Raw genomic sequence first — 26,127 nt, 5'->3', positions numbered from 1 at the left:
CCTGTGCAATACAGAGTTCAATCCTTAGTAGCTGCTTAATATATTTGTCTAATTTTTTGGGTTCAGTTCAATTTGAAGGGGCTTTTTAATATATAGAAATTAGCTTAAAGCAAAGATAACATCTCTTGAAGGGGGCATTTTTTTATTATTCATGTTTATTGAGGAGCCTTCGCTTGAAGCAACTTTAACCCCATCCCAATAAAAATTAGTCCTGTTACTTTATTTAGAATCATTCCTACCTTTTGACTTCCTCTTAATTTTTTGGTGACATAGGAAGAGAAATAAGCAACAAATAAACACCACAATAGTCCTGTTACTGTAAAAGTAATTCCTAAAATGATAAAAGGTATAGGACCTGAAGCCTTTGTGTCTATATACTGCGGCAGAAACGCAATAAAGAATAAAGAGACTTTTGGATTCGTAAGACTTGTTAAGAGCCCTTGTAAATATATCTTTCTAATGTTCAATTTATTGGATGGGGCTTGAAAATCTACATTTGTCTTATCAAGTATCATTTTCATTCCTAAATATACAAGATAGATAACACCTATAATCTTAATGGTGTTAAATAACACAACGGATTTTGTAAGTATAATAGATAAACCAAAAGCAACCAATAACGTATGGACTAAAGAACCAGTAATAATACCAAAAACAGAATACACACCTGCTTTTCTACCTTGTGAAATACTTTTTCCCACAATATACATGGTGTCTGCACCAGGAATTAGATTTAATAAAATTCCTGTTAGTAAAAACACTTCATAATTAATAATACCGTACATTTTAGCACCCCTATCTATTTTTTAGTGCCCTTATTGATATTAAATGAAACACAAGAAAAAGAAAATCATTTTCTATTTATTCAATAAAATCAGCGAATTCTTGATTTACAATCGATAAAACTGATGGAATGTACCATTCGTATCGCGGACCGAAAACTCACTATTGAATAAATAAAACCCCAGAAATCCAAAGGTCTCTGGGGCTCCATTATATATTTAGCTCTTTTTGCTTTTTGTTTTGTTTATGTCTATACAGCAATTTTCGGCTTATTAGAGAAATCACTAATAAGGTCAGAATTAATAAGATAAGTTGCATAAATGATAAATCAAAATATTTAGCACCTGTAACGATTAAAAGTGTAGAAATCGTGCCTTTTACAACGAAAAAAATAATAACCCATAATCCGCCTTTTTTCCAGTTCATTTTATATTACCCTTTCCTACGTTTAAATTCTTAAAATATTTAATGATAGTTCTTAAATGTGACAACTTAATAGAAATCTATTATATTAACAAAAAATTCATGTCTAATTAAATACAATGATTCTATATTAAGTGAAAATGATATTCATTGTCAATTTTATTGACTATTTGAATACTTATTATTTCTTTCTACTTTGTTTCTTATAAGCAATACGCTCTTGTATTCAAACAAAAACACCTCCATTGCATTTGCACACTTAGTATGCGAATGCAAGAGGTGTTTTTTCATATACCATCAGGTAAGATTTCCTGCTTTGTTTATTTCTTGATACGTAGCTATTTTTTAATACACAATAACTGGATCATACGTGTTCAAACTATCATATACAGTTTTTGCAACATTAGGAAGAAGGTTCACACACCCACCTGATCCTCCTGTTAAATAAGCATTATTTCCCCAGTCTTTGCGCCAGCCGGCATCGTGGAATCCTTGACCACTATTTGTGAACGGAACCCAGTAATCTACTTTAACCGCATAATCAGCTTTTCCTACTGCGTTACCTCTTAGCGTATATGGTGTTCGTTTATATAGGACGTACCACACACCTGGTGATGTATCTTCACCAGTACTATGTTTACCAGTTACTACATTTGTTGTAACAACTAATTTTCCATCTTTGTAAATCCAAATTTGTTGCTCTGCAATTGAAACTTCTGCATACGTGTCTCCGATGCCATTATTCGATGTTGTTTTATAACCGATACCTTCCTTCTCCCAACCATTCCCGTGAATATTAGAAGCAGAAAGCGATTTTTCGCCTTTCTCAAAGGCTTGTTGAACTTGTTTAGTTTCTTTTTCAACATCTAGTGCCCAGCCGTATCCTTCTCCTTTTACTGATATGACTGAACCGGAATGAGTTTTAAATGAGAAATCTTTATTTAATGTTGATTTGGCATTATTAATTTCAGTAATTTTCTTCTTAATGTCACTCGCATCAATTGTAACTTTCATATCCTTTGACATAGAGGCATTTTGAATTAAATCTTTCGCTTTTAAAGGATAAACTTCATCCTGCACTTTATACTCAATAGACTGCCCAAGAAGATTCTGTAGTGCTTTCTCCTCTTTTTTGACAATCGGATCGTCTTCTTTAATAGGTTTTATGTATGCAGACTTCAGATGAATTTCGCTTTTATATTTTTGCTTATCATAATCTTTCAGTAGACTAGTAACATCATACTGTTTTCCTTCAACACTTTTCGAAATAACAATTTTCCCTTGTTCTAGCTTCGCCATAGCATCTTGAGGCGCTTTTAATTTCTCATTCATAGAGATGAGCTTTTCTTCTACAAGTTTTTTCATCGTTTCACTACGATACTGATCTGCCTTCTCTGGTAGCAATGAATAATTTTCTCCCTTTGAGGAAGGGAAAAATGTCCACTGGTTTTTTAATAGTTTCTTAACTTGAGGCAAATCTTTTTCCGTAAGTTCCGTTTTTGTATCTTTTTCATCTAAAATTTGTTGTTGATCAACATAGACTTTGTTTGCTAGTCCAGATGTCTTTAATTTCTGTATTGCCTGATCAGCGCTCAGACCACCAACTTTTGTGTCATTAATTGTAACATTCGAATTGAAGTGAGTTGCCTGATAATAACTCATTCCCCCAATAAGAAGTGCAATTACACCAATACCCGCTGCAATAAACTTCCAATTTGTAGAACGTTTTTTTGATCTTACTCGTTTTTGATCAATTTCTTCAACTGATTCATTTGTTGTATTGTTGTTCATCAATCTTTCCCCCGTATGCATTAACGTCAAACGATTTTCAACTAAAATCATAAACTAGTGTACCTTATTTTTCCTAAAATTTCATTATTTCCGACCACATTTTATCGCAATTTAATGATTAAATTTAGATTTTTCAATAGTACGATGCATTGCACAGCCCTTTACAAGTTATAAAATGAAATTTCAATCAACCGTTATACCAAGGAAATTAACTACATCTTCTTTGGAAAACTTTTTCTCTTTACGCAAATACGAATTATATTATCCATTTTATGAACATCACCTCCTAATTTTGTCAAAAAAATAAACGATAGTCCTTCTATCTAAAATGTAGAAGGACTATCATTTTTTCAGTTAGAGTATTTGTATAATCGTTTAACTTTTTATTTCCTGAAAGTCAAACTTGATGAAGATGATGAAATTTCATCTCATAGCCTTTAAATGAAAACATTATATTTTTTATGGCAACCAAGTTTATTTTCTTAGCTTGATGTACCCACATATCCAGCAGCCTAAGATAAAGTAAGAGTCTGTTCAACTAGATTTTTTCTAATATTTTTAGGAGCATCTTATTTCGCCTCGTCATATTTCACTAATTGAATTTAAAACACATCCGTATGCTATTTAGTAAAATTTACAATTCGAGACGTAATTATTGCAGTAATCAAGATAATACTAGCGGTTATCAAGCCAGATTCTCCAATCCAAATCTCAGTTTGATACCCTGTACTTGCACGTGTGAAAGGTCCTTGAATAATGGCATTCCAAGTAGCATGGATGATAACCGAAGGCCAAATGCTACCTGTGATAAGTCGTAAATAAGCTATAATATAACCGAATGGTACAATACAAAGATAGATACCAAGTACTGAAAGAACGACAGATGGTCCCGCTACATATAGACCAGCAATAACTATTGGAACATGCCACGTTGCCCAAATCAATCCACTAATAAGGATGGGCCGCGAAAACTCTGCATCGACTAGCCTTGTGAGCATATAACCTCGCCAACCCATTTCTTCTCCCAAAGCTGGGATTAAGCCAAGCAAACTTCCGAAAATGCCGCTCAATACTACTAGATAAATGAAGCTGAATGGTGCCGTTACATACTGAAGCCCAAGCATATTGTAGATCGGTTCTAAAATAAACATACCAACTTCGGGATACTGAAACCCCGCAATTCCGCTCAACCAGGCGATAGAATACGTAATTCCACAAATAATCATAGGTATTAACAGAGCAAAACCAATCCCTTTCCATATCTTTAAGTTACCGAGACTAAAAGATACATCTTTAAACCCTTCTTTCAGTATTATGCGAGTTAAAATAGAAGATAATGCTGGGGTAAACATATATACCACAATAAGTGGCATACTTTTCGTAATTATTATTACTACATTTAGGATAATTGAAGTAATGATTAAGATACTTAGAAAAAGTTGAAGTCCTATTTTAGCACGTTGGATTTTATCTTTATTGTGGAACGATTTTGCGTGTAATATCATTTTAATCCGCCCTTCCCCTATAATTCACTTGTTTATCGAATATACTTCTTGTCATTTCCACAGACACAACTTAGAATAAAAATATTTTTGTATACAAATTCATTCATCTTTAAAATCCCTCCCCAATTTATAATCTAGTCTTACTTACGACTCATCAATGTAATTATTATTTATAAGTTGTCATAGCGGATAGTACAAAAGTGTAATGATTAGTCTATGACCTGTGTCAATTAACCTTATGACAATATGTAACTAGAAAATATGATATGGGATAGATAACAATTGAATTAAGGCAATTGATTCGTGCAAGTACAATGAATCAATCTTGCTTTTACAAATAATTCAATTGAGGTGAAAAAAATGAATAAGAAAAGAATAATTGCAATGGTTAGTACAGCTTTATTAGTCACAGGATATGTAGAAGTAGGAAAGGCTCAAACAATAGCAGTCGAAAATTCAGGTCAATCAATCCAAAAAAATATAGTTAAATCCATACAATCACAGGCTTACCCATTAAAAACGATAGAGCCGTCAAAAAAATTTGAGGATTTAAAACCACTTAAGAAAATGATTGGGAGCGCACAATATGTAGGTTTAGGGGAGAATACTCATGGAAGCTCTGAAATTTTCACTATGAAGTTTCGCCTTGTGAAATATTTGGTTACTGAGATGGGTTTTACAAATTTCACAATGGAAGAAGATTGGGGAAACGGCTTAAAGCTAAATGAATATATCCAAACAGGAAAAGGAAACCCTAGAGAATTTTTAAACTTGTTATATCCTACTGATGAAATTATAGCCATGATTGAGTGGATGAAAGATTATAATGCTGATCCATCCACTAAAAAAAAGATCCAATTTATTGGGCTCGACTTAAAGGAGTTGGACCAAGGTTGCTTTAATAAAGTAATTGATTATGTAAGGCTGCATCGACCAGATTTGCTGGCAGAAGTAGAAGAAAATTATAAAGAATTGCCGTCTTTTACTGGAAGTTTACAGGAATATATGAAACTTGCTCCTGAAATAAAAGAAAAGTTCAAAGGAAATGCTGAGAGAGTATCCCAATTACTAAAAGATGAGAATGAGCAAGCCAACACAAAAATAGTTTCACCCGAGTACATCTGGGCGAAAGCAACGGCAAGTGCAATAGAGAAATTTACAACAATGCTAATTCCTAACGACCATCCAAGTCTGTTAAAGTTACATGAGCAATACATGGCCGATCATGCAATGTGGGCGCAAGAAACATTCGGTGGTAAAACGATGGTATGGGGACACAATATTCATATAGCTAAAGGAATTATCGATGATGAATCATACCCTTATGCTGCGGGGCAGTTTTTGAAGGAACGTTTAGACAATAATTATGTCACAATTGGTAGTACAACTACGGGGGGGAATTTCACCTTATACAGTGAATATGATCCTTCCACTGGAGGTAAAATTACATCGCGTGCGATTCCACAAAATGTAAATAGTTTCAATTATACCCTCGGAAAAGTACCATATAACATGTTTTTATTGGATAACCGTCACCTTAAAGGACCAGCAGAGAAGTGGGTTAAAGCAAAAAGACCATTACTAAGTATAGGGGCACAACTCTTCCCCAACGAATCGGCATACTTTGATAAGTCATTGCTTGAGCAATTTGATATTATTTTTCATATTCGAAAAACAAGTCCATCTCATATTAAATAAAAGTACAAAACAATCCCGTTCTTGCAGATGTAAGAACGGGATTGTTTTATGGTGATTCATATAAGCATCTTTTTTAACCAGAAGTAGGTTACTCTCCCCTTTTTATCATCATTTAAAAATGTCATATGACACTTTTACACTAGTGAGAATGACAAAAAAAGCAGTACAATTCGGTTATTACATAGATAGGAGCGAGAACTTTATGAAATCAAGATTCATCCAGAATGGTTATTTTTTATTGCTAACTTTCGTTACAGGGTTGTTTTATTTTTGTTTTTATCTAATAGCTCTGCTATTCAGTTTCACCCTTTCATTTACGGTAATTGGGATTCCACTAGTTATACGCGTACTACAGACTACGACACCTTTTATCCAATTCGAGCGCATACAGACGAAAATTTATACAGATATTTCAACAGACTCTTATGATAAAAGTATAACAATAGATACATCGAACTGGGCTCAGGTGAAATTAGTGCTTACAGATCGTCGTACTTGGTCTGCTGTCTTTTGGTTAATGCAGAAATTAGTGATTGGCATTTTCAGTCTCATTAGTGCAATCATTTTTTATGTAATACCACTTATGCTCCTGTTGGCACCACTACTGTATCGCTACATTGAAATGAATATTATTTTCATACAGATAGATACGTTTTCCAAGTCACTTTTTGTAATGTTTATGGGTATAGTATTTACCGCCATAAGTATTAGAATAGTAGATGGTTGGACAAAGAAAATTGGGGGCTATACACGTAGCATGATTCGGCAACTAAATCGATAGAAGTTTGCCTTCTGTGAGAGAATTGCAGTGTAAAATTAAAAAGTATAACAATGTATGAAGGATTAATTTATAATATAGGAAGTAAAAAGGTAGGCTACTTAGGGGGTAAATGACTTGTTAGATATGGTTAAGTATTGGTTTTGGTACGATTGGATTATGTTAGGGATACGTCTACTTACTAGTGTGTCTATCATCCTAGCTACATTAAATTTTCAGGATGGTTTAACATTACCACTTTGGATTATTATTCTTTGGGAAATTATTGCCTTCTCTGTTCCATGGGTAGCCTTACTATTCAATTATAAATATTATTTGTTCACAGAAATACTGCTATATGGTGGACAATGTATATATTTAACCTCATTATTTCCGGAAGCTTACAACATATTTCTTATATCAGTGTTTCTAATTGCTGCGAATAGTAAGCATTTGTCCTATTATTGGACAGCTCCAATAACAGTTTTTATAACGACTGGAATTTTCTATGCGGTTGCGCCAAGTAATAGCTATTGGGTTATGGTCACCTATTATGGATTCGCATATGTAATGGGCTTCGCTTTTCATTTATTAATCGTCAATCATAAACAAAATGAATCAATTCGTAAACAAAACGCGGTACTTGAGCAATATATGTCTCAGATTGAACGCATCACACTGGCGGAAGAACGGAACAGACTGTCGAGTGAGCTTCATGATACAGTTGGTCACGCTTATACTTCTATTATTATGGGGATGGAAACGTTGCGCACCGAACTTGCTACTGAAATGGGTATACAGAGGCTAGATTCTCTGCTTGAAATGGGACGGAAAAGCATCGAGGACGTGAGAGGTTACCTACATCAAATGGATTCTCCATGTCAATCTCCTTCCTTGATTCAATCTCTACAAAATCTTGGAGCCGAATTTCAGGAGCACGCTCAGGTAAATGTAAGTTTTAGGACATTCGGAGAGGAATATCAACTATCTCGGCAAGCGAAGATCACATTCGTTCGTTGCTTACAGGAGTCCCTTACGAATGCAGTACGTCATGGTCAAGGGACTGAAATTATAGTTTCATTGCAGTTTGAACAACAATATACGAGGTTAGAAGTTCAAGATAATGGAAAAGGAAATGTAGAATGGCAGGAAGGCTTCGGTATGAATGCGATGAAAGAACGGGCAATGAACTTGCAAGGTCATTTGTCTGTATATACAAAGCCAGAGGAAGGAATGCTTGTTACATGCACCATACCGCGACAAACTGAAATAAAAGATGGACTTATTCGTTTGTTAATTGTAGACGATCAGCCATTTGTCCGGGAAAGTTTGAGGACACTACTCGATAGATATGAAGATTTAAATGTAGTCGGTTTAGCTGAGGATGGCAATGAAGCCATCGATTTGTGTGGGCGCCTTCAACCCCATGTTATACTTATGGATTTAGATATGCAGCACATGGATGGAATCGAAGCAACCAAAAAGATTAAGCAACAATGGCCACATATCCGCGTATTGATTTTTACAACGTTTCAAGATACCGAACAGGCAGTGGAATCACTTCGCAACGGTGCGGATGGTTTTTTACTTAAATCTATTGAAACGTTGGAGCTAGCCAATACGATCCGACTTATTCACAAAGGTGGGACACTAATTGATCAGGGAATGTCTCACAAAATATTTGAGAAGTTTGATGAGAAAAAAGAGACACCACAATCAAAAGCAACCGCTTATGAGCTAACAGCTAGGGAAATAGAAATATTACAGCTAGTAGCAAAAGGACTTCGTTACACTACCATAGCATCAAGGTTATATTTATCGAATGGTACGGTCAGAAATTATGCTTCCACAGCTTATACAAAGCTAGGAGTCAGTAACAAAGAAGAAGCTGTTCAAAGGGCTCTAGAAATTGGAATTATTGAATAAAAAAGTGTTTTTTGTTTCTTTACAGCAAGATGAAATGTAGTTACAAAATACATAGAGGATAAACTTATGAATTTAATTGGATATCATTTTTTATAGGTAAATTTCTTGAAAAATTTAACCCTGTTTAAAAAATTTAAATAGCGTTGCTACATATTGAATGTAGCAACGCTATTATTTTCTATATTAGAAATTAGACATCTTTATTATTGCTATAGGGAAGGCTGTTTCAGGTCTTTTCACATGAAGATTCCTCTAAGCCAAATGCCCCCTCCCTAATACACTTGTTGCCTCTGAAAATAACTATTTAAAAATATGGTTGCTAATTTCCTTTCAATCTTCCTTGCACCCAAGTGGCAATATTATTTATAACATACTCTGGGATATTAGAAGGCTATAATATTCATTCGATTGACTTAATTCTCCATCTCCTTCTGTAAAGAAGTGATTTCACTTTCGATACAGTCGATAATTAATGTTATCTCTCTCTTAATTGTTCTTTCCAAAAAGGATTATCTATCATTCTTTATGAATAACATCATTACATTGATCTTTTTTTCGAGAGTACAATTCCTTTATATAATTGAACTGTAATCAAGTAATAAATCGAGTAAATTACTACAAAAATAACAAGTGGTAAGCAAATACGAGAGTACGGATCGATTAAAATAGGACTAAACATGTTCATACCAAATAATATATGAGTAATCCCGACAATTGCTGGGAATAAAAATATGAAGTATAACTCTTTATAGATTGAGTTTGTTAATAATTCTCGGCGGACAACAATTTTACGAAACGTTTGATAACGTGCCACATCTTTTGATGCTCCCGACAGAACTTTAAACATTAAGCAACTTGCCATCGTTGCTAAAAATGCAACTCCAACGAAGAACTCCATAAACATTAGTCCGCTAGCAAAATCATGACTCACAATATTGTGACGAAAAACCGGGAAAATAATAATAACTAGTTACTATTATTATTTATTTGTCACTTTTAAAGCATCTAACACTATCTTGGTTGCTTCTGCAATAAGCTTATCATCGTATTTAGCATCCTCTTTATCATGATTAGAAAGTATCGCAAGAACAATTGGTTTTTTATTTGGTGGCCAAATAATTGCGATATCATTTCTGGTTCCATAAGATCCCGAGCCAGTCTTATCAGCTACTTCCCATCCTCCTGGAACTCCGGCACGAATTAAGTTGTCTCCGGTAGTATTCCTTTTCATCCAATCTATTAATAAATCCCGTTTCTCAGTTGAAAGTACATCTCCTAGCGTAAAAGCCTGAAGACTAGTAGCTAATGCCTTTGGGGTACTAGTATCACGTACGTCTCCTGGAGGCACTTCGTTTAATTCTGGTTCAAAACGTTCAGGATTTGTAACGGTGTCTCCTACTTCTCTTAGTGATTTTTTGAATTCACTAGGTCCACCTAATTGTTTAAGAATAAGATTTTGTGCAGTATTATCACTATATCGAAGAGAAGCATCTGCAAGCTCTTTCAGGGTCATACCACTATCAACATACTTTTCTGTAATTGGATTGTAATTAACAAGATCTTCACGGGTATACAAAACTCTTTGATTTAGATCTTCTATTGATTTCTTTTGTAAAAGTACTCCCACAGCTAAAGCTTTGTGGGTAGATGCGTATGCAAACCGTTCATCTGATTGATAAGTAACGGTTTGATTCGTATCAGTGTCCAATGCATAAATACCGAGTTTAGCATCAAATTCTTTTTCAAGTTTAACAAAAGAATCATTACCAGTAATTTCTTGTTTGATTTGATTTGTTTGTTTCGTTTGTTTAGGTAATTCAGATTGAGTATTACCATCGGAACAGCCTATAAGCGTTGCACATGAAAGAAATACTACAGGTACCATCTTTTTGTAATGTAAAATGTTAAAAAACTTGTTTAAGACTATCATACATTTTCAACCTCTTTCAAGAATATATGTTTTTTTAGGTGTTATACATATCGATACAATTAAAGAGTGTATCGGATATCACTCTCTTGCATCTCACTTTTCATAAAATGAGTGAACTATCATGAACCCCTGTTTTATACGTATACTTAATAGACAACCTAAATAACAAGTTTGTTCCATTTTTATCAGTAGTCGTATCTAGAAACCTAAAAAAGTCCATTTAGAAAATCTAAATGGACTTTTTCACTCATATAATCCTATCTATAGTTAAACGAATAAGATTAAATAAATTTAATTTTTCTTATTTTATCTAATAAACTGTTTAGGCATTTCTTTAACGTGCTTATCGTCATCACGCCAATCATAGGTTTCTTTCTGTGAAACATCTAAAGTTTGATCTCCAATTCTAACAATATTCTTATTTACCCATTCAATATATGGATCTGTATCTGGATAGTTCCAATATATATTTTTCTCTGAATCTGTATCAAGGTTAACTAATTCACCCCTAACAGCATCCGCACTTAATGATCCTGCATTATGAAAATAAGTCTTGATGAGATATTTTCCATCTGGAGATTTCACTGTTCGAATGAATTCCCCTTTTGGAACACCTTGCAAACTAAAAAGTTTCCAATATCCAAATCCAATTATAATTACTAACATAGTAAGTATAGTTAGTAATACTTTTCTTTTCGTTTTTTTAATTTCACCTTTTGTATTTATAATACTCATTCAACTCCATTCCACAGAACACATACCATATTATACCATTAAATAAATGGTATAATATATCAAAAATAAAAATCCTCCCGTAATAGTATTATAAAAAGGGCATGTGATGGTCTCCCTATTTATAAAGTGAAACTTTAATCACCCTCACCAATCTGGCTGCCCGTTAATGCAGGATAATCATGAAAATTCCCCTTTAAGAAAAAAATAAAAAATCAGACAGTATACTTGAATTGCTCTTCGCAAGAGAATATACTAATAAAGCAGGCTATGACGTTCCTTCCTTCTAACTTCTTTGGCGAAATAGGGATGTTACTTTCCTGCTAAACACATAGGCTATGACAATTCTTCCTTCTTTGTAGAAATTTCAAATTGTTTTAGAGTTGTCAATTCCCTATGAAAAATAATTAGACTATAAAACCTCTTTCTTCTTTGGGATTGAATAAACTTTAGTTTATCAACCATTGATGTAGAGGTTTTCTTTTCTTAATTAACAAATTACCACTTAACAACTAAATGTTATACCCCTAATTTTTCACTAAAAAATAGCTATGTACCCTCTGTGCATTTTTCTACAATTAGTGTGTTTATACATATAAAAATAAAAATCTACCACTGAAAGGAGGACAGTCAGACTATTCCCCTCTTTTATAAGGCGTGAATAGCTGGCGTTCTCATGAAAAATTCTATTTACATAAGAAGAAGTTTGAAAGTAATTATAAAAAGAGAAGAAAATAAACTACCGAACATTTATTTAGCCACTGTTTTAAAAAACTTGGAAAGTTTAGGATTTACTTTTTCCGAGCCTTTAATAGAAGAGTTGCAAACCCTTTCGGTTGATGCATTCACATCATTTTACAAAGAGTTGGTAAAACATTTAAAAGAAATGGTTGGAGCACATATTCAGTTTACTCCTATGTATCCAAACTTTCCGCAACAAATGATGGATTTAAGTGACGCTGATTTATACATCAATGCCATTATTCATTATGTGACGTTGCGCCTACCTGTATCAAAAGTAGAAGAACGACTCCCTCTTTTAGATAGAGTTGATTTGAAAGTTATTGACTTAGGAAGTGAAGAAGATTTCAATCAAATGATTTCTCAATTGATTAGTGCAAACAGCTCTATTTCCTCAACTGATAAGACGGATGTAGAATGGGCTATTACACACACTGAAGATGTTTCCTGTTTTCTACCTAATGTAATTCCTCATAAGGAAAATATGTCTTTTATAATTGGGGTTTTATTAATAAACAGAAAAATATCAGCCGATGCTGCTGCAAAGTATTTTAAAACAGCAACTGATGTTCTTCGCCTTGCAGTTGCTTTATCTGAAGGCGATGTAAGTTTAGCATCCTCCGTCCGATTCAAGAAGTTTAACCGAGCAGAAAGACGCTTCCTTTTAGGTTTGTTAGAGCAATGCGGAAACATTACCGAAGATATGCTTCGATACAAAAAACGTTGGATTCGTTTAGGTGAAATTCTTCATCCAGCAGAATATCATACTCGTTTCCCAAAAACCCACCGAGCATTTGAGATTCTTCGCAACAACATTAAAGTTGAAACATTTAATGGGAAAATAGAAGCAGCTTTGTTGAATCGTGATATCATGACAGCAAAAAATCTTTTAAAAACTCGCCCGGGGGAATTTGCCAGACGCTTGGATCATTTAATCCGTTTATGTAGTGATAAGTCAACAGATGTTTTCAATATTCTCGAAGATTTTCTAAGTATAATAGGAAACGTTTCTACTCCTGTATTACTTCAACTCACAGCTCATTTTAAGCATCGAAATGATAAAAATGAATTTCGTACCTTTTTTCCAAAGGGAAATGTAGCAAAAGCTATAGGTATCGAAAATACACTTCCATTTATCTCAGAGGATATTTGTTTAATGATTGTAAAAATGTGTGAAGATACTTTAAAAAATCGCTTCGCAGAACTTCCAAGTCTCGGAAAAGTATTTTTGGATGGACAGTTAAAAAATCACTTAGTTCCCTTCTCTCAACGTTCAGCCAGCAAAGCGCTTCGCACATTATCTCGAGGAAGTAAAGTAGATTTGCCAGAAGGAGATACGATTCGTTTTTTCCTATGGTGGAAAGAAGGCTATGTGAATGGACAACATACAGGACGCGTTGACATTGATTTATCTGCTGCAATGTACGACGAAGATTGGCAATACAAAGAACATGTATCCTTCACGAACTTACGTTCAAAAAATTTCTAAGCCTACCATAGCGGAGATATTACTTCTGCACCAAAGGGGGCATCTGAATTCATTGATTTCGATATTCCGTCTGTGCTGAAATATGGTGCACGCTATGTAGTAATGACTTTGCTTTCTTACACAGACCAACCGTATAAAGATTTACCAGAATGCTTTACTGGTTGGATGGTTCGTCAATATCCTGGTTCAGGTGAAATATTTGAACCTTCTACTGTTCAAGATAAAGTGGATATTACTGCCGACACCCAAATCTCTATTCCAGTTATTTTAGACTTAAAGGAACGAAAATTGATTTGGACAGATTTGTCTCTTACAAGAGATCTAACTTATGATAATACCATCGAGGCTAATCAAAAAGGTATGATACTAGTTGGGAAGGCTTTAACTAATTTAGTTAAACCGAATTTATATGACTTGTTCCGATTACATATTGAAGCTAGAGGTGAACTCGTTCAAGACATCGAAGAAGCAGAAAGCATTTTTTCTTTGGATAAAGGGATTACTCCTTTCGATATTGAAAAAATAATATCTGATTTTATAGCTGACTCAAAAGGCTAACTACATTACAAACATTGATAATGCGTGGAAAATATCGATGTATAATGTCTATGTGAAACAGGACCTGATAGATGCATATCAGGTCCTGTTTTTTATTTAGTAGATACTAAATAGTCCGGTTAATCACTATTCATCTAAATACACTATACTAATAAAGTGAAATTTATTCGAAAGAAGTTCATTAGTTAATATGTATCTAATTAAGAAACAGTCATATACCAGCCCAAACATCTTTTCCATATCGCCCTTCATCTTGCACACGATCCAACCAATTTCTTGCTTCTTGTTCACTGACTTCATGAATTTCTTGATATGCTTGACAAAGGGTATCTTCTACATCCGGAGCCATTTTACTTCCATCACCACATATATAAAGATGAGCTCCATTATCTAATAACGAAATTAAATTGATTCTATCTTGTTTTATTAAATGCTGTACATATGTTTTTGGATGTCCCTCTAGACGAGAAAAAGCTGTGTGTAAAGAGATTAATCCATCTCTTTCATCATTTTCTAGTTCTGTACGATAAAGATAATCTTTTTCAGGATGACGACAACCAAAATATAGATGTGCTTCTCCTAAGTTAATACCTTTTTGCTTTTGAACACGACGCGCTTGCAAGAATCCACGGAATGGTGCAATTCCAGTACCTGGCCCAACCATAATAATTGGTGTTTCTGGATCTTTAGGTAATTCAAAGTTTGATTGTGGCGTTCGAATGAAACAGATAATCTCATCTTTATTATGACGCTGAGCTAAGTAATTAGAAGCGACTCCTTCATATGTCCCTTCCCCACTCCATGCAGGCGCATTAACAACACCGACCGTAATGCTCAGACGATTCTGTACAACGAGTGGAGAGCTTGAAATAGAATAGTAACGCGGTTTGAGCGCAGGAAGAAGTTCTAAAAAGCGTTCAAATCGGATTTCACAAGCCTCATACTTTTCAAGAAGGTCCAACATTGAAATCCGTTTCTTTAGTATTTGTTCATGGTAAACTCCTTCTTCTAATAATGCTTCCAATTCTTTTTTATGAGGAGGACATGCTGTGAATGTTACCATTTCTCGTATTTGTGCTCGAGTGGCTGCTTCTTGAACTTCAACACTATAACTAAGAAGGTCCAATAAACTAACAGGACTGTCTAAAGGTATGTGATTTATACTTAGTCCACTTGCACTCAGTATAACTTGATCCTTCCCATTTAATCCAAAGCGTCTTAAAATTCGGTTGATATTTTTCTCGCTATTAACTGGCAGCACTCCAAGGTGGTCTCCTTCTTTATATGTAGCGCCTTCTGGCAAGGATACCTCGATATGTCGTGTACTTCTATCACTGCTGGATGATTGGAGTTCACGATTTTCTAGTATAGACGCATAAACTGCTTCATATGTTCGTGCAAGAGGAGATCCTCCAAGACGACTGACAAATTGCAGACTCAAAGTACTGCGCTCTTTTTCCATATTTTTGTTGAGCTCCAATCCAAATGCCTTCATCGCATCAGACCACATGCTTTGTTTCCATTGCTCGAGCTGTTCCTCGAAATCACCACTTGCATCTGCTTCTCCGCGTTTAGAAAATCTTGTTGCTCCTTTTTGAGCCATCTGCTCATCAATGTATCTTGGAATCCGTTGATAGGTACTAGCCCAATTATGATCTCCACAACCAAAAACTGCGTATTGAACACCTTTTAGCTCATCCGGTTTTAGTTCCTCCAACCATTGCACAAACTGCCCTGCATTACTTGGCGGTTTTCCATTATAAGAAGAAGTCACAATAAGTACCGCTCCTTCTTTTGGCAAACTTCCAATTCGATCGTTAAGAGCTACCACTTCCGTTTGAACCCCTTCTAAACTAGCTGTATCCGCTAATTCTCTTGCAATACCTTCTGCTACCCCTGTATCCGAGCCATACAGAACAAGAAGTGAAAGATTATCGGCCCCAATAATAGAAGGTGTCTTCTGGACGTGCTGCTTAATTTCATCGTTTTTCAGCTTGTCCTCTGTAGGTGCAAGAACAGTAGGATGGCTAATAGTTTGTTTTCGGGGTAGAATCCTAATCTTAAAATCGCCGGGCTTTAGCGTTAATGTTTGTTTTACGTCCAGCTGATAGTTTTGATAATCGATTAATTCAAAATGTTGAAGAAGCATTCCCATTACAAGAGTGGCTTCATGAAGTGCAAATTGCATACCGATACATGCTCTCTGGCCATTTCCAAATGGCTTATAAGCATGATGAGGAACCTTATCCAGCTCTTCAAATCGTTCAGGTTGGAATTCTTCCACATTGTCTCCCCATGCATCTTTATCCCTATGTAGCTGTGGAATAAGAACAGAAATACGATCTTCTCCTTTCTTAATTGGGTATTTCCCGCCAATCACTGTATCTTCTTTTGCATAGAGACTGAATGCTGGAGCGGTAGGCCATAGACGCAGTGATTCATTTAAAATCATCCGTATATACTTCAGTTTCATAACTTGTTGGTATGTTGGAGTAGGATCTGTCAAAACACGGTCTACTTCTTCATAGGCTTTTTTCAATTTATCCGGATTCTTTAATAAAAAGTAAATTGCAAAAGATAACAATCCACTTGTTGTCTCATGCCCAGCTATTAAAAAAGTGATAATTTGGAAACGAATGTTTTCATCATCTAATTTTTCACCAGTTTCCGGATCTGACACATTTAACATACGGGAAAGTAAATCATTTTCTTCCTGATCTCCACTACTTTTACGTTCAGCAATAATATTATCTACTAAAGAAAACATAGATTGGATATCATGCTGAAATTGACGTTTCGTTCTCCACATAAGTTTGTCTTCTATATCCAGCCGCTGCAATTGGTGCATCGCCTCATCTAGAGCACGGGTCATGCTAGTAATAAAAGGATGAGGGGTCTCACGATAAAAGCTATTAAATCGGTAATTAAAACCACATAGACCAATTGTATCTAACGTAAGGCGAGTCATATCCTCCGGAACATCCACGTTTTCATTCGGATTAAGCCGTGCCCATTTTTGAACGAGTTGTACAGCAATATCAACCATCATAGCATGGTAATCTTTCATTGCCCGTTGGCTAAATGTAGGCATCAAAATATTATGAGCTTTTTTCCAGTTAGGCTCGTGAGTCTCGCTTGTAAATAATCCGTCTCCAGCAAAGGCGCGAACTTTTGCTAAAGCACCCTCTATACTTTTATCGAACCGTGTTTCGTCACAGACTTCTGCTACCAGTTCATGTCCGGAAACGACAATAATGGTATCACTTAAAGTTTGAATTTGAAAAATGGGACCATACTCTTCCGCTATCTTGATAAAGGATAGGGTCGGTTTATCTTTATCGATTAATGGGAGATTACCCAGCGGTCCATATGTTTTCGGCTGAGGAATGGCAGATACTTTTTTTTCCATTTAAAACACCCTTTCAAAAAAGCATGAAATAACATATCCCATTTAATAAAGAGGAAATAGCAACTAATCGCCTGGGATAAAGATATGTAATTGATTACCTTATTTTATCTTTTCCCTAACTATTCATGATTATGATATTACGTATAAGCTTGGCAATTAGATTTATAACTTGTAGAAAAATACTAAATTAAAATGAAGCGAATAAATATAGTTGGAGCCTTTTAATGTTGGTGTTAAAAGATAATCTAAACTTGTAATGTTTATGAGAAATTGCAAATGGATCCCATCTCTTGTATTTGTTTATAAAAACGATTATTTTGATTCATTTTCTTCTAAAACACCCCAAAACAAAGAAGTTGACGCTCTTAAGATTGTAGTATTCGAAAAATCAGTAGTTTAGTTAAAGCAATACGATAAGCAAATATACCGTGTTACTAGTGAAAGAGGACCTGATATGAACATCAGGTCCTCTTTCACTACATAATTATATCACTGCTTCTTTCAGTTCTTTTCCCATTTTAAATACTGGCGCCTTAGCAGTAAAAAACTTGTAGGAATCATTATCAAGCGTTTTATTTTTCTCTACCGATTTAGCTTCTCGACAGCTTCCGCACTTGTATCTACACGTTTAACGAAAAAAACTAATAGTAGTGCAACAACATTCATGCCAAGCGCTACATAAAATGAATATTGAATTCCAGATAATAAAGCCTCCTGAGTTACTATTGCCTTCGTAGTTTCTGTAAAGGTTGTTGGATCTATATGAGACATTAAACTTTCAGCTTTTGTTTTTGTTACAGAGTTCATAATCGTAACAAGAATAGCAGTACCAATCGAACCGGACACTTGTTGAGCCGTATTATTAACAGCTGTACCGTGCGGGTTTAAGCGAGTTGGCAATTGATTAAGACCATTTGTCATAAGTGGCATCATAACCATCGCCATCCCAAACATCCGCAGTGTGTAGATAAGAATAATATGTGTGTGACTAGAGTCAATTTGCAGACTTGCCAACATATAAGTTGAAACAGCTGTAATGGAAAGCCCCACTATGCCAAGAATCCGAGGACCATATTTATCAAATAGTTTACCTGTAATTGGTGACATAATCCCCATTATAACCGCACCTGGAAGCATCATCAGTCCAGAGCTCAGCGGAGAAATGCCACGGACGTTTTGTACATAAGCTGGTGTTAAAATCATACCCGAAAACATGGCCACCGCGTTGACAATTGCAATTACAGACGCAAGTGCAAACATTGGGTACTTGTAAACACGTAAATCCAATAACGGCTCATCCATTTTTAATTGACGAATAATGAAAGCAATTAGGGCAATTGCGCCTATGATTAAGGTTGTTAAGACAACTTTATTTGTCCAACCATCGGAGCTTGCAGAACTGAATCCATATAACAAACCGCCAAAACCGACAGAAGATAATAGTAATGAGAGATAATCAAGTTTTGCATTTTTGTTTTGTTTCATGACATTCTCAGATTTCCAAATCCCTAACAGTAAGCTAATGATTGCTAACGGTAAAATCATTTCAAAAAGCAAACGCCAGTCATAATACTCTACAATATAACCTGATAGTGTCGGCCCAATTGCTGGAGCTGTAATCATAACTAGTCCAAAAATCCCCATTGCTGTTCCCCTTTTTTCTCTTGGAAAGCTTACTAGCATAATATTCATTAACAAAGGTCCCATAACTGAAGAGCCTGCCGCTTGAACCATCCGACCAGTAAGTAATAAACCAAAGTTAGGTGCTACAGCCGCTAAGGCAGTACCAAGAATAAAAATCACCATAGATGTAATAAATAGGCTCCTATTCGAGAAACGCGTTATTAAAAATGCTGAGGCCGGAATTAATATACCACTTACAAGCATATACCCTGTAGAAAGCCACTGGATCGTTGAATAATCTTGAATGTTTAAATCTTTCATTATTGATGGCAAGGCTACATTTAAAAGGGAGTTATTTAGAAATGAAACAAATGCCCCAATAAAAAGGATTACAAGCATTACATATGGTGGTTTTCTTTTATGTAATGTTTCACTCATATATTTAATTGCCCCTTCATTATAAATTTCATTGATTCGTTTAAATCGTTTACATATTTGCACAAGAAAACATTACCCTTACAGTATTTTGCCAAACTCTTCGAATGGATATTCTCTTTTTAGCAATTCCACTTGCTCAACATACCATTTTAAAATCTTTTTGTTGATTAAACCTTTATAAAAATATTTGTTAATGGAATTTAAATTAGGCTGAAATACAAAAAAGAAGCGACTGAAAATCCCCTTCTAAAATAAAGTGAAACTTTACATCAATGGGAATTTTACAGGCAGCGAGAAAAATCAAAAAGACTACGCACCCATTCCTTTAAATACAGGCTTGTAGATCTAGTTATGTAACCATCCATAAAAAGGAATATTACATAGGCTAAGTCTAACATTACATTTTTAAAGTGAGGAGAATAAGCGTATGGACCAATATTGGTATTTGAATTCAAAGGGAAATGGGCAACAATATACTAACCAAATTTCATTATATTCACAGCCCGAAATAACTACATCTGAGGTAATGAATGATTTGAAGCTTCCTGAGAATTGGAGTTACCGAGTCTATCCAGTTAGTTGGAATTCATCAGCCAATTATACGGGGTTCAATCCCCAACCTCCTCCCTTCTCTTGGGGGCAGCAGCCAATTAATTATGCAGAGATACTACCACAAGGTCACCCTGCTAATTGGACTCCATTACCAGGTCATGCAGGTTTTAATTTTCAAAAACCTCCCTTCCCCTGGGCGCAACCATTCAATCATACAGGGATGTTCGCACAAGGTCATCTCGCAGCTTTACTATCGCCGCCAGCTAAGGCTTTTAAATTCAATACCAATAACGGGGGTATTTTCGGAAACTCTCCAGGATGGGGTGGTCCGTGGGCCCCAATGGGATGGGGAAATAACGGAGGTAACGGTCAGCTAGGAATGCTTGGAAACTTACTTACAGCAGGAAAAGGCACCATGAGTGGAATAGGAATGATCAGTAGTCTAATCGGGATGGGGAAGTTCTTCTTTTAGTTAATTAGAACAGGAGAATGTGGCTGTAGCTTTAATCAACCACATTTAAGGACAGTAATCTCCCACCTAACTTCCTAGCATAGCATTCGCGGAAATTTTAGGTGGATATGTATTGTTACAAGTTACTGTTTTACTTTGAGTGCTCCTTTACTTTCTTATCAAGTGCCTTACTATAAGCATCTTTGTTTTCCTGTGATAACTCATAAATTGCTTTTTTCCAATGCTCTCCGTCTACACCTGATAAAAATTCAGTACCTTTCATTGTAGCTTCTTGAATCTTCTGTTTATCTTCTTTACCAGCATCCTTAATTAACTTCGTTGCTTTTCTTGCCTCTGTTACCCCTTCTTGTATGGATTTGTGAATGTCTTTGTATGTATCAGGTACTTTTATGTGTTCCATATTGTCTAAAATTTTATCTATCTCGTTTGATGTTTTTAAAACAGCTTTTGCTTTTTCTTTGTCCTTTAAGGATTCTCCTAAGTTTAGTAACAGTTCATCCTTCTTAAATTGGAACTCTACCACTTGCTCACATATGTAGTACGGATACTGTTGTTCAGAAATTACTGTTTTCGTTATTGCTTTACTAGTTTGCTCAGTCTTATGAGTAGAATCTTTATCTCCTACCTCGCATCCGACTAACAGCATAAATGGAACTGCTAACGTTACTAGTTTCTTTGCTCTCATTATGTATTCTCCTTGTAGAAAGTATTGTAAGTAATTAACATATCAAACTAAAACATACATTACATTATGGTTCACTTCCATTACGTTTTAAAATGTAAAATAAGAATACACCCCATAAGCCGCAAATAAGATTAATAGAATAGAAATGCCGAGTACCATATATATGATCCATTTTAAATTTGAATTCATATCATCCTCCCACCTCTAGATAATTCCAGTATATAACAAAAAAGCATTGGATACCCAATGCTTTTTACACTTACGCAAATAAAGAAGTATTCGCATATAAAGCTGGTGAACCACCTGAATGTACGAATAAAATATTGTCTTCCTTGTTAAATTTATCTTTTCTAATTAAGTCGATTAATCCCGCTACTGCCTTACCTGTATACACTGGATCAAGTAAAATACCTTCTGTTTTCGCAAGTAACTGAACTGCCTCTACCATTTCCGGCGTTGGTAACGCATAGCCTGGTCCTACATATTCATCAAAGCACGTAACAGCGTCGCGCGAGATAAAGTTTGGAATACCAACATGTGCTGAAGTTTCATCTACAAGTTTTGCTACTTTCTCTTCTTGCTCAGCTTTTCCTCTACTTACGTTAATCCCGATTACAGGAATATGGCTTTGTGTTCCAGAAAAACCAGTAACTAAACCAGCATGCATACCGCCACTACCACTTACACAAACAACTGAACTGAAATCAATTCCTTGCTCAAATGATTGCGCCATAATTTCTTGCGCACAAGCAACGTATCCCATAGCACCCGTAGGGTTTGATCCACCAACTGGAATTACATATGGTGTATTCCCTTTTTCACTTACTTCTTGTGCTACTTTATGCATTTCTTCCATAAGATCTGCTCCGTTCGGTACAACAATGACATTTTCAGCACCTAATAAGTGATATAAGAAATAGTTTCCGTTAAAGTCTCTCTTCTCTTCTGGCTCAAGCCCTTCCTCTAATACAAGGATACATTTCATTTTTTCTTTTACCGCAGCTGCCAGTGTCAGGCGGCAATGATTTGACTGAATACCACCAGCTGTAATTAACGTATCTGCACCATTTTCCTGTGCATCCGCAACTAAAAATTCTAACTTTCTCGTCTTATTGCCACCAGCTGTTAAACCAAGTAAATCATCTCGTTTAAAATAAATAGTCGGGCCACCAAGTGCTTCAGAAAAGTTGTTTAACTTTTCAATTGGTGTATATGATTCTGTATATTTTTTTCTCGGGAATTTAGCTAAATTCATTGTAACGCTCCTTTTGTACTTCTTTCACAATATATGTAACGTTACTATTATTACACGTAAAAATGGTGAAGTCACCTTTCTCGGTTAAAAATGTATTAGAATTTCGTTTTGATAAGTAAAACCGTATTAATGATTTTAACTTAATTACGGTACATGAAATTTATACCAACGATTTTTCAAATATATCTATCGTAACTTGCAATATATCAACGATTTTCTTAATATATCGATCTATCGACAAAAAACGACAGACAGGCAACCCCTTTCTCATCAACAAAAAAAGAGCCCACACATTCAAATGCAGACTCCCTCCAATCACTTATTTACCGAAAAACGAAGTAACTGTGTTAATCCCGGCTCTAAATTCATTTCACCTTTATGGCGTACGTATACGACTTTATCCCCATCAAATTTCGGAGGGTTTGCTTTACTATACGTATGCCACTCATTCGTTCCTTCTATAGAATACTCCATATATTCAGTTGCACCGACAATTATATTTTCACTATCATCTGCCGTTACATTTGGTGCCATCTGCGCAATTTTTGAATCACTAATTAATAACTTCTTTATATCCTTATCACGTTTGTAATCGTAAGCTGTCACAATTACATCGTTACCATATGCTTTCACTTGTAACCCTTGTTTAAATGAATAGCCATCTGGAGCAGTTTTCTCTCCTCCATTTGGTCCTGCTGACATCCAGCCTGTTTCAATCCCGCCCGTATTTACAACAGTGAAACCTTTTTCATCTCCACCTTTAATTTTCTTTTTACCAGCCCAGTCAGGTAAGTTTAAATCCCAATGCGTATGACTCGTGAAGAAAACAACTTGCGGATAGTCTTTTAATATATCGTACAATTTATCCACGTTTAAATAATCTTGTAAATATGGTGATTGTCTTGATCCAGATACTGTATCAGGTAAAACGTGATGAGAGAAAATAAAGATTGGTTTATTTTTATCTTTTTGACTATACTCTTCTAAATTTTGTTTTAACCAACCTAATTGCTCATCACTCATATATACTTCATCCCACATTTTTGAATCGTGGTATTTCATATATTTTTCAGTTCCTAAAAATAAAAGTGGATAGCCATCTAATTCTTTTTTATGATATACCTTTTCTTGTCCACTAAATTTCAGATAGCGGTTAAATAAAGTTTCCTCAGTTACACCATTTGGCCATGTACTTTGGGAGAGTTTCCCATCTGCTGTCCATTTACCAGCATAAAACTCATGATTCCCAACAGTAGACCATACATTTTCTGGATGCTTATTTTTATTTAACACACGCTTTACATCATCATATTGTGACTGTTGTCCAGTCGGCGTTATATCCCCATTCATAATAAGCGCTCTAGAAAGTGGCGTTACTTTATTCATATCTTTTAATACGTGATCAAAATCTCCTAAATCACCTTGAATGTCACTAATAACATTAAAAGTTGTAGCTGATTTTCGAACTTGCTCTTTCCCTTCCGCATGTGCTGAAAATGTCGGTAATAATGCCGCCATAACTGCTAACGAAGCAACTGTCTTTTTCATACAAATTCTCCCCCTAATAATAGAATGTACCAACTGACATGTTCTGCTTCTCTTAGGTGCTTGTCCAATTCACATTATAAGGGGAGATTGTAAAGATTAATGGAATAAAAAATTAAGTGTTTTTTAAGAGATTTTGTCTTTTCTACACACTCCACAATTAGCAATTCGCGCCAATCTAGCTTTCTAGTCTTTAACATTACATAAATGTAAATGAATATGATGAATCTCTTAGTTTAATATGTTGTCTTTTTAATCTCTGTTATATAACCGCCACAAAATATGCTATCTTTTCAAGTTCTCTTTCTTTAATAAACGTTACTCCTCTTTTAATTAGCCTTAAAATTGTAAAGTGGCTTAATAATATGTTTAATATCAATTGTTTCTTTTGTATTCTCAATAATTTCATCCATTGGCTTATATACCATTGGTGCTTCATCTAAAGTACTTTCTGCAACAGATGTAGTCCAAACCTCTGTCATTGTATTTTGAAAATCCTCTAAGTTAAGTACTTCTTTCGCCTTCTTGCGACTCATAATACGCCCTGCTCCATGAGGGCCAGAAAAGTTCCAATCTGGATTTCCTTTACCAAATGCAATGATTGAACCATCTCTCATATTGATTGGAATGATTACTCGTTCATCTTTCTGAGCTGAAATAGCATCTTTTCTTAGAATCATATTGTCCATATCGATGTAGTTATGGATTGTAGTGAATTGATCTGTTACTTTCCAATCCATTGTAGTGACGATTTCATCAATCATTGCTTTACGATTTAACTCCGCATATTTTTGTGCAATTTTCATATCATTCATGTAATCTTTAAATCCTTGTCCTTCTAAATAAGCTAATTCTTTACGAATCACCGGTTTCTTAATTTCACGTAAAGCTTCATGTATTTCTTGTTGTCTGCCTTCTTTCGTTAAACGCTCAATAATTTCTTCTTTAATAGATTTAACGTTTATAAGTTGCTCGTAAGCAAAGTTTTGATAATACTCTGCTACTTGTTTCCCTAAATTACGCGAACCACTATGAATAACAATGTATACATTTCCTTCATCATCCTCATTCAGTTCGACAAAATGATTGCCCCCGCCAAGTGTACCAATACTTTTTTGAGCACGTTGCAATGTAAACGGGGCTCTTACACTATCAAAATCAATCATTTTTGAAAATCTATGTTCCTTATCTCGAATACGAAAACCACTTGGGACAAATTTACGTATCGTTTCGTCTAAGTAATCGAAGTTGATTTCCTCTTTTTTCTTATTAATTATAACAACCTCCATGCCACAACCAATATCGTACTTACCTCCCAGTTTCCTGAAAGTGTGGACTATACCTTCTCTACAGTCATCGAGATATGCAGTCTCTACTGTAGGCTCACCGTATTAATTATTCCTCTTCAACTCAAAATGGATGAGGAATAATTCTGTACCTTAGTCTGCTAACATGGTACAAGTCTCTGAACCATTCGATTATGTCACCATAACCACTGGCTGCTGATTGCCCTCGCCTTTTATCGTTAGGGTTCCCAGTCAATTGAGTGAGTAGTTTAAAGTCTGAGCCGATTAGTTAACCCCGACTAAATTAGGAACAATCTTATCTTGAATTGTCATTGTTGTCCCAATCGTGCAACCTGCACCCGCATGTGTATCTGGCATAATACGAATCTTGCTATCCTTTACGAATTCTTGGTTACAAAGATCAATAATTTGACCTGCTGCAGTTTTTTCTACATTCGTAGTAAACACTTTTGCTTCATTGTATTTCCCTTGTAATTTCAACATCTTCTATTTCCCCTTTCCTTTAGTT

17 protein-coding genes and 3 pseudogenes are annotated in these 26,127 nt (G+C 35.2%); 5 read left to right on the top strand and 15 right to left on the bottom strand.

Annotated features, from left to right (window positions below):
• Positions 1–155: 155 nt before the first annotated feature.
• The 4 genes from QO049_RS17355 to QO049_RS17340 all read right to left on the bottom strand — a co-directional run bounded on the left by QO049_RS17355 (position 156) and on the right by QO049_RS17340 (position 4,502).
• The gene (locus QO049_RS17355; RefSeq protein ID WP_098348207.1) at positions 156–785 is read right to left on the bottom strand and encodes a LysE family translocator; all 630 of its coding nucleotides are present in this window, start codon (positions 783–785) and stop codon (positions 156–158) included.
• 208 nt (positions 786–993) lie between these two features.
• A complete protein-coding gene (locus QO049_RS17350) occupies positions 994–1,209 on the bottom strand; it encodes a hypothetical protein (RefSeq protein ID WP_001104104.1) in 216 nt (71 codons plus the stop codon).
• 342 nt (positions 1,210–1,551) lie between these two features.
• The gene (locus tag QO049_RS17345) at positions 1,552–2,997 is read right to left on the bottom strand and encodes a L,D-transpeptidase family protein (RefSeq protein WP_246960511.1); all 1,446 of its coding nucleotides are present in this window, start codon (positions 2,995–2,997) and stop codon (positions 1,552–1,554) included.
• Positions 2,998–3,617: 620 nt separating this feature from the next.
• Positions 3,618–4,502, bottom strand: coding sequence for a CPBP family intramembrane glutamic endopeptidase (locus QO049_RS17340; RefSeq protein ID WP_098348205.1), 885 nt, complete (start codon positions 4,500–4,502; stop codon positions 3,618–3,620).
• Between the two features lie 360 nt (positions 4,503–4,862).
• Here QO049_RS17340 and QO049_RS17335 point away from each other — a divergent pair, with 360 nt between their 5' ends.
• The 3 genes from QO049_RS17335 to QO049_RS17325 all read left to right on the top strand — a co-directional run bounded on the left by QO049_RS17335 (position 4,863) and on the right by QO049_RS17325 (position 8,883).
• The gene (locus QO049_RS17335) at positions 4,863–6,200 is read left to right on the top strand and encodes an erythromycin esterase family protein (protein ID WP_001036187.1); all 1,338 of its coding nucleotides are present in this window, start codon (positions 4,863–4,865) and stop codon (positions 6,198–6,200) included.
• A 202-nt stretch (positions 6,201–6,402) separates the two neighbouring features.
• Entirely contained in the window at positions 6,403–6,981 is a 579-nt protein-coding gene (locus QO049_RS17330; protein ID WP_246960517.1) for a sensor domain-containing protein, read from the top strand.
• A 114-nt stretch (positions 6,982–7,095) separates the two neighbouring features.
• Positions 7,096–8,883 (top strand): helix-turn-helix transcriptional regulator, encoded by a 1,788-nt coding sequence (locus QO049_RS17325; protein WP_246960520.1) that lies wholly within the window; start codon positions 7,096–7,098, stop codon positions 8,881–8,883.
• Between the two features lie 319 nt (positions 8,884–9,202).
• Here the strand turns inward: QO049_RS17325 and QO049_RS17320 are convergent.
• From QO049_RS17320 to QO049_RS17305, 4 genes and pseudogenes are all read right to left on the bottom strand, one after another.
• Positions 9,203–9,400, bottom strand: a pseudogene (locus QO049_RS17320) (alpha/beta hydrolase); the annotation flags it as partial.
• 21 nt (positions 9,401–9,421) lie between these two features.
• Positions 9,422–9,817, bottom strand: a pseudogene (locus QO049_RS17315) (ABC transporter permease); the annotation flags it as partial.
• Positions 9,818–9,862: 45 nt separating this feature from the next.
• Positions 9,863–10,813, bottom strand: a complete 951-nt coding sequence (bla, locus tag QO049_RS17310) for a class A beta-lactamase (RefSeq protein ID WP_000636458.1) — start codon at positions 10,811–10,813, stop codon at positions 9,863–9,865.
• A gap of 306 nt (positions 10,814–11,119) precedes the next feature.
• On the bottom strand, positions 11,120–11,548 hold the full coding sequence (locus QO049_RS17305; protein ID WP_000022538.1) for a DUF5412 domain-containing protein: 429 nt from the start codon (positions 11,546–11,548) through the stop codon (positions 11,120–11,122).
• Positions 11,549–12,221: 673 nt separating this feature from the next.
• On the opposite strand from QO049_RS17305, the pseudogene QO049_RS17300 reads away from it, so the two are divergent.
• Positions 12,222–14,333, top strand: a pseudogene (locus tag QO049_RS17300) (TerD family protein).
• Between the two features lie 211 nt (positions 14,334–14,544).
• Here QO049_RS17300 and cypD read toward each other — a convergent pair.
• The gene (gene cypD, locus QO049_RS17295; RefSeq protein ID WP_246960523.1) at positions 14,545–17,742 is read right to left on the bottom strand and encodes a bifunctional P-450/NADPH--P450 reductase; all 3,198 of its coding nucleotides are present in this window, start codon (positions 17,740–17,742) and stop codon (positions 14,545–14,547) included.
• Between the two features lie 582 nt (positions 17,743–18,324).
• A complete protein-coding gene (locus QO049_RS17290) occupies positions 18,325–19,803 on the bottom strand; it encodes a DHA2 family efflux MFS transporter permease subunit (RefSeq protein ID WP_246960526.1) in 1,479 nt (492 codons plus the stop codon).
• A gap of 427 nt (positions 19,804–20,230) precedes the next feature.
• Here QO049_RS17290 and QO049_RS17285 point away from each other — a divergent pair, with 427 nt between their 5' ends.
• Positions 20,231–20,827 (top strand): hypothetical protein, encoded by a 597-nt coding sequence (locus QO049_RS17285; RefSeq protein ID WP_246960529.1) that lies wholly within the window; start codon positions 20,231–20,233, stop codon positions 20,825–20,827.
• A gap of 130 nt (positions 20,828–20,957) precedes the next feature.
• On the opposite strand, the gene QO049_RS17280 is transcribed toward QO049_RS17285, so the two are convergent.
• The 5 genes from QO049_RS17280 to QO049_RS17260 form a co-directional block, all read right to left on the bottom strand.
• Positions 20,958–21,512 (bottom strand): hypothetical protein, encoded by a 555-nt coding sequence (locus QO049_RS17280; protein ID WP_001201801.1) that lies wholly within the window; start codon positions 21,510–21,512, stop codon positions 20,958–20,960.
• Positions 21,513–21,771: 259 nt separating this feature from the next.
• Positions 21,772–22,767, bottom strand: a complete 996-nt coding sequence (gene cuyA / locus QO049_RS17275; RefSeq protein ID WP_001046619.1) for a D-cysteate sulfo-lyase — start codon at positions 22,765–22,767, stop codon at positions 21,772–21,774.
• Positions 22,768–23,082: 315 nt separating this feature from the next.
• The gene (locus tag QO049_RS17270) at positions 23,083–24,315 is read right to left on the bottom strand and encodes a DUF4073 domain-containing protein (RefSeq protein WP_000754277.1); all 1,233 of its coding nucleotides are present in this window, start codon (positions 24,313–24,315) and stop codon (positions 23,083–23,085) included.
• Between the two features lie 326 nt (positions 24,316–24,641).
• Positions 24,642–25,601: an RtcB family protein gene (locus QO049_RS17265; RefSeq protein WP_284489361.1), complete on the bottom strand. Its 960-nt coding sequence runs from the start codon at positions 25,599–25,601 to the stop codon at positions 24,642–24,644.
• Positions 25,602–25,883: 282 nt separating this feature from the next.
• Positions 25,884–26,102 (bottom strand): RtcB family protein, encoded by a 219-nt coding sequence (locus QO049_RS17260; RefSeq protein WP_000916240.1) that lies wholly within the window; start codon positions 26,100–26,102, stop codon positions 25,884–25,886.
• Between the last annotated feature and the right edge of the window lie 25 nt (positions 26,103–26,127).

This window comes from Bacillus sp. RB3 (assembly GCF_030164735.1).
GTDB lineage: Bacteria > Bacillota > Bacilli > Bacillales > Bacillaceae_G > Bacillus_A > Bacillus_A cereus.
This window is presented reverse-complemented; position numbering and strand designations above follow the sequence as displayed.

Bases quoted from the DNA above. Each gene is read 5' to 3' on its own strand.
- QO049_RS17355 (WP_098348207.1), bottom strand. From the start codon at position 785: ATGTACGGTATTATTAATTATGAAGTGTTTTTACTAACAGGAATTTTA.
- QO049_RS17350 (WP_001104104.1), bottom strand. From the start codon at position 1,209: ATGAACTGGAAAAAAGGCGGATTATGGGTTATTATTTTTTTCGTTGTA.
- QO049_RS17345 (WP_246960511.1), bottom strand. From the start codon at position 2,997: ATGAACAACAATACAACAAATGAATCAGTTGAAGAAATTGATCAAAAA.
- QO049_RS17340 (WP_098348205.1), bottom strand. From the start codon at position 4,502: ATGATATTACACGCAAAATCGTTCCACAATAAAGATAAAATCCAACGT.
- QO049_RS17335 (WP_001036187.1), top strand. From the start codon at position 4,863: ATGAATAAGAAAAGAATAATTGCAATGGTTAGTACAGCTTTATTAGTC.
- QO049_RS17330 (WP_246960517.1), top strand. From the start codon at position 6,403: ATGAAATCAAGATTCATCCAGAATGGTTATTTTTTATTGCTAACTTTC.
- bla (WP_000636458.1), bottom strand. From the start codon at position 10,813: ATGATAGTCTTAAACAAGTTTTTTAACATTTTACATTACAAAAAGATG.
- QO049_RS17305 (WP_000022538.1), bottom strand. From the start codon at position 11,548: ATGAGTATTATAAATACAAAAGGTGAAATTAAAAAAACGAAAAGAAAA.
- cypD (WP_246960523.1), bottom strand. From the start codon at position 17,742: ATGGAAAAAAAAGTATCTGCCATTCCTCAGCCGAAAACATATGGACCG.
- QO049_RS17290 (WP_246960526.1), bottom strand. From the start codon at position 19,803: ATGAGTGAAACATTACATAAAAGAAAACCACCATATGTAATGCTTGTA.
- QO049_RS17285 (WP_246960529.1), top strand. From the start codon at position 20,231: ATGGACCAATATTGGTATTTGAATTCAAAGGGAAATGGGCAACAATAT.
- QO049_RS17280 (WP_001201801.1), bottom strand. From the start codon at position 21,512: ATGAGAGCAAAGAAACTAGTAACGTTAGCAGTTCCATTTATGCTGTTA.
- cuyA (WP_001046619.1), bottom strand. From the start codon at position 22,767: ATGAATTTAGCTAAATTCCCGAGAAAAAAATATACAGAATCATATACA.
- QO049_RS17270 (WP_000754277.1), bottom strand. From the start codon at position 24,315: ATGAAAAAGACAGTTGCTTCGTTAGCAGTTATGGCGGCATTATTACCG.
- QO049_RS17265 (WP_284489361.1), bottom strand. From the start codon at position 25,601: ATGGAGGTTGTTATAATTAATAAGAAAAAAGAGGAAATCAACTTCGAT.
- QO049_RS17260 (WP_000916240.1), bottom strand. From the start codon at position 26,102: ATGTTGAAATTACAAGGGAAATACAATGAAGCAAAAGTGTTTACTACG.